Annotated in this window: 3 protein-coding genes; 2 read left to right on the forward strand and 1 reads right to left on the reverse strand. The window is 74.2% G+C overall.

Annotated features, from left to right (window positions below):
* Nucleotides 1-170: 170 nt before the first annotated feature.
* Nucleotides 171-2849: a BTAD domain-containing putative transcriptional regulator gene (locus AB0G02_RS28055; RefSeq protein WP_360799461.1), complete on the forward strand. Its 2679-nt coding sequence runs from the start codon at nucleotides 171-173 to the stop codon at nucleotides 2847-2849.
* Nucleotides 2850-2871: 22 nt separating this feature from the next.
* On the opposite strand, the gene AB0G02_RS28060 is transcribed toward AB0G02_RS28055, so the two are convergent.
* Entirely contained in the window at nucleotides 2872-4182 is a 1311-nt protein-coding gene (locus AB0G02_RS28060) for an MFS transporter (protein ID WP_360799464.1), read from the reverse strand.
* A gap of 123 nt (nucleotides 4183-4305) precedes the next feature.
* Between AB0G02_RS28060 and AB0G02_RS28065 the strand changes: the two genes are divergently transcribed.
* The gene (locus AB0G02_RS28065) at nucleotides 4306-4875 is read left to right on the forward strand and encodes an NAD(P)H-dependent oxidoreductase (RefSeq protein WP_360799467.1); all 570 of its coding nucleotides are present in this window, start codon (nucleotides 4306-4308) and stop codon (nucleotides 4873-4875) included.
* The last annotated feature ends 69 nt before the right edge of the window (nucleotides 4876-4944 follow it).

Genomic DNA, 4944 nt, shown 5'->3' on the forward strand with positions numbered 1-4944 from the left:
CCCGACCGGAGGGAGAGCCACCGGTCGGGACGTCGACCCCTCGCACCGGCGGAGAGGTGGGGCCTCCGCCGGTTCCCGTCGCCGGTCCGCGGCCAGGGGACACCCTGCTCCGGTGATCGGGAGCGAACCTAGGATGAACCTTGAACCGGCTGTTCGAGGGAGCCTTCCGCGTGGACTTCGAGTTGCTCGGCGGTGTCCGGGCCCGGGTCGGCGGCGACGACCTCGACATCGGCCACACCCGTCGGCGCAGCGTGCTGGCGGCGCTGCTGCTGGAGGCCGGTCGACCGGTGCCGGCGGAACGGCTGGTCGACCGCGTCTGGGGCGAGCGACCGCCGTTGCGCGCCAAGGAGACGCTGTACGGGTACGTGTCCAAGCTGCGTGCCGCCGGCATCGACATCCAGCGCGGTCCGGGCGGCTACCTCCTCGACACCGACCGGGTCGACCTGGTCGAGTTCCGGGCGTTGGCCGAGCAGGCCCGCACCGCGCCGGACGAGCGTGCCGCCGAGCTGTACGACCGGGCGTTGCGGCTGTGGCGCGGCGACGCGCTGGACGGGCTCGACTCGCCCTGGTTCGCCCAGGTCAGGGAGGCCCTGCACGCCGAACGCGCGGCCGTCGAGCTCGACCGCAACGACGTCGCGATCAGGCTCGGTGACCACGCCGCCCTGCTGCCCGCCCTCCGCCGCGCCACCCGGGCCGACCCGCTGGACGAGCGCCTGGCCGGCCAGCTCGTGCTCGCCCTGCACCTCAGCGGCCGGTCGTCGGAGGCGTTGCGGCACTACGACGCGTTGCGCCGCACGCTGGCCGACGAGCTGGGCACCGACCCGGGCAAGCCGCTGCAAGACCTCCACCTGCGCGTCCTGGGCCACCAGGACGCGCAGCCGGCCGACGCCACGCTCGTCGACGCCAAGCCCGCGGACGTCAAAGCCGTGCCGCGACAGCTGCCCGCGCCGCACCGCTGGTTCACCGGCCGGGAGAAGGAGCTCACGGCCCTAACCGAACCGTCGTCCACCGTCGTCATCACGGCCATCGGCGGCGCGGGCGGCATCGGCAAGACCGCCCTGGCGCTGCACTGGGCGCACCGGCACCTGGACGACTTCCCGGACGGCCAGCTCTACGTCAACCTGCGCGGCTTCGACCCGGTGGGCGACCCGGTCACGCCCGAGAACGCCCTGCGCGGCTTCCTCGAAGCCCTCGGCGTGGACGACCCGCCGGCCGACCTCGACGCCCGGTCCGCCCTCTACCGCAGCCTCGTCGCGGACAAGCGGGTGCTCGTCGTCCTGGACAACGCCCGCGACACCGCCCAGGTCACCCCGCTGCTGCCCGGCGGCGCGCACTGCACCGCGCTGATCACCAGCCGCGTGCAGCTGCTCGGCCTGCTCACCGCCCACGGCGCGCGGTCGGTCGCGCTGGACGTCCTCGACGAGCACGAGTCCCGCACGTTCCTCACCGCACGCCTGGGCGCGGAACGGGTCGAGGCCGAACCGGACGTCACCGGTGAGCTGCTGGAGCTGTGCGGCGGGCTGCCGCTGGCGCTGAGCATCGTCGCGGCCCGCGCCGTCACCCAGCCGGACCTGCCGCTGTCCGCGCTCACCGAGGAGCTGCGGGAGCAGCGCCTCGACGCGTTGGACGACCTCAGCGCCGACCTGCGCACGGTGTTCGCCTGCTCGTTACGGGTGCTCAGCCCGGCCGCGAAGGAGCTGTTCGGCCTGCTCGGCCTGACCTCCGCGCCGGACCTGGGCCTGCGCGCCGTCGCCGCCCTCACCGGTCGTGCCGACACCCGCAGGCCGCTGCGGGAGCTGGAGGCCGCCCACCTGGTCCAGCAGCACCGCGTCGGCCGCTACCGCATGCACGACCTCGTCCGCCTCTACGCCGCCGAGGTCGCGCCCCCGCGCGCCGACGTCAACCTCAAGGCGTTCGTCGGCCACTTCGCCGCCACCGCGCACGCCGGCGACCGGCTGATCGAGCCGCACCGCCCGCCGATCACCGCCCCGGACGGCGACCCGGTGCCGTTGGCCGACGTCACGGCCGCGATGGACTGGTTCGACGCCGAGTACGAGTCGCTGCTGGCCGCTCAACGGCTGGCCGCCGACCACCGGTGGCACGCCGTCGCCTGGCACGTCGCGTGGGCGCTGACGAACTACCACCTGCGCCGGGGGCACGCGGCCGAGGACATCGCGGTGTGGCGGGCCGCGCTCGACGCCGCCGACGCCCTCCAGGACCGGTTCATGCGGGTCTCCGCGCACAAGTTCCTCGGCATGGCGTTGACCGACGTGGGTCGTTACGACGAGGGCGACCACCACCTGCGCGAGGCGTTGGGGCTCGTCGAGGACGACTACGGCAAGGCCGCCGCGCACCGCGCGATGGCGTGGGCGATGGAACGCCGCGGCGACGTCGCCGGTGCCCTGGTGCACGCGCAGGCGCAGCTGGAGCTGTTCCGCGGGCTCGGCATCCCGGTCCGGATAGCCGAGGCGCTCAACGACGTCGGCTACCGCATGGCCCGGCTGGGTGACCACGTCGGCGCCGAGGCGCACTGCCGGGAAGCGTTGGCGCTCAACGAGGAGCTGGGCCACGTCGAGGGCGAGGCGGCCACTTCGGACAGCCTGGGCTACATCGCCCACCACCACGGCCGGGACGAGGACGCCGTCGAGCACTACCGGCACGCCCTGGAGCTCTACCGGCGGCTGGACAACTCCTACGAGGAGGCCAGCGTGCTACGGCACTTCGGTGACGTGCTCGCCGCCGTGGGCCGGGACGCCGAAGCGCGCGACGCCCGGCAACGGGCCCTGACCCTGTTCCGCGCCCAGGGCCGCGTCGAGGACGCCGACGAGGTCCTGGCCCAACTGGCCTGACCCACCTCCCCGCCCCGCCTGCTCACCGCTGCTTGCCGCCGGCCAGCGTCCCGACCGCCACCACGGCCACCGCCGTCAGCACCGCGACCCCCGTGCGGAACCCGGCGCCACCGCCGCCCGCCAACCCCGCCGCCAGCGCCGCCACCGCGGGCCCGACCGTCTGGCCGACCATCCGCGCGGTCGAGCTCAGCCCGCCCGCCGCACCGGCCATCCCCTCCGGCGCACCGGCCACCACCAGCGCGTTCATCGCCGTGTTGAACAGGCCCTGCCCCACACCCAGCACCGCCAGCCTCCAGCACAGGTCGACGAACGACGTCACCGGCAGCAGCAGCAACCCCAGCGCGAGCGCGCTCAGCACCGACCCGGCCATCGTCACCCGCCACGGCCCGTACCGGTCGGTCAGCCAACCCGACACCACCGCCAGCGCGCTCACCCCGGCCACGAACACCAGCAGCGCCACCCCGACGTCCTCCGGCGTGCCGCCCAGCACGTCCGTCACGTGGTAGGGCACGAGGAAGAACATCACCCCGCCCAACGTCGACACCAGCGACAACGTCAGCAGCGGCAACCCGAACGGCCTCCGCCGCACCAGCGCCAGCACCGGCCGTGACGCGGGCAGCCGCCCCCACCACACCGCCGACACCAGCGCCACCACGAGCAGCCACGCCCGGTCCTCGAACGCCAGCAGCACCGACGTGATCGCGCCGCCCAGCAACACCGCCTCCAGCACCAACCCCCGGTCCGGCACCGGCAGCCCACGCCCGTCACCGCGCAGGGACCGCCACCCCAGCCACAGCGCGACCACCACCACCGGCAGCTTCAGCAGGAACACCGACCGCCACCCGAACGCGCCCGCCACGAACCCGCCCAGCGGCGCACCGACCAGCCCGCCGACGGTCATGATCGTGATCACGTACCCGATGGCCCGCCCCCGCTGCTCCGGGGCCACCGCCGCCACCACGATCGGCATGTACCCGGCCAGCACCAGCGACCCGGCCGCGCCCTGCAGCACCCGTCCCAGCAGCAGCACCCAGAACGCGGGCGCGACCGCCGTGAGCACGCCGGCCACCGCCACCCCGGCCAGCGACAGCAGGAACGCCGACCGCACGTCCGCCCGGTCCACCCACCGCCCGGCCGGGATCGCGATGGCCGCCATCGGCAGCGTGTACGCCAGCAGCACCCACGCCGTGCCCGCCGGGCCCACGTCCAGCTCGCCGCCCAGGCCGGGCAGCACCACCGCCGCCACCGTCATCTCGCTGGTGACCACCAGCATCGCCATCGCCAGCGCCACCACCGGTGCCCAACGGGTCCTGACCTGCGCGTCCTGCGTCATGGCGGGAAATTACGGCCGCCGGTCGACCGGTCGAATCCGTCAGGTGACCAGTCACGTGACAGATGCCCGCGACCCTCGCCCGCTCCTAGCTTCGACATCGGACACCGAGGAGGGAACACCCGAATGCTGAAGCTAGCGATCATCGTCGGCAGCACCCGCAAGGGCCGGTTCGCGCCGGTCGTGGCGAACTGGTTCGCGGACCGCGCCAAGCAGCGCGCGGACCTGAGCGTGGACGTGCTCGACCTCGACGACCTGGACCTGCCCGACCGGCTGCACGGCTTCGGGGAGGACCCGGCGCCGGAGGTCGCGCTGGTGTCGCCGCGCCTGCGGGACGCCGACGCGTTCGTCGTCATCACCCCCGAGTACAACCACAGCTTCCCCGCGCCGTTGAAGAGCGCGATCGACTGGCACTACACCGAGTGGCAGGCCAAGCCGGTCGGGTTCGTCTCCTACGGCGGCGTCGGCGGCGGGTTGCGGGCGGTCGAGCAGCTGCGGCAGGTCTTCGCGGAGCTGCACGCCGTCACCGTGCGGGACACCGTCAGCTTCCACGGCGCGTGGTCGCGGTTCGACGAGCAGGGCGCCCCGGTGGACGTCGAGGAGGTCGACAAGGCCGCCACGACCGTGCTCGACCAGCTCGTCTGGTGGGGCACGGCGCTCAAGGAGGCCCGCGCCAAGCGGCCTTACGGGGCCTGACGTGCGCGCCGTCCGTCTGCACGCGTTCGGCCCGGCCGACCGGTTGTCCTGCGAGGACGTCGACGACCC

Origin of the sequence: Actinosynnema sp. NPDC023658, assembly GCF_040639995.1 — a bacterium.
GTDB lineage: Bacteria > Actinomycetota > Actinomycetes > Mycobacteriales > Pseudonocardiaceae > Actinosynnema.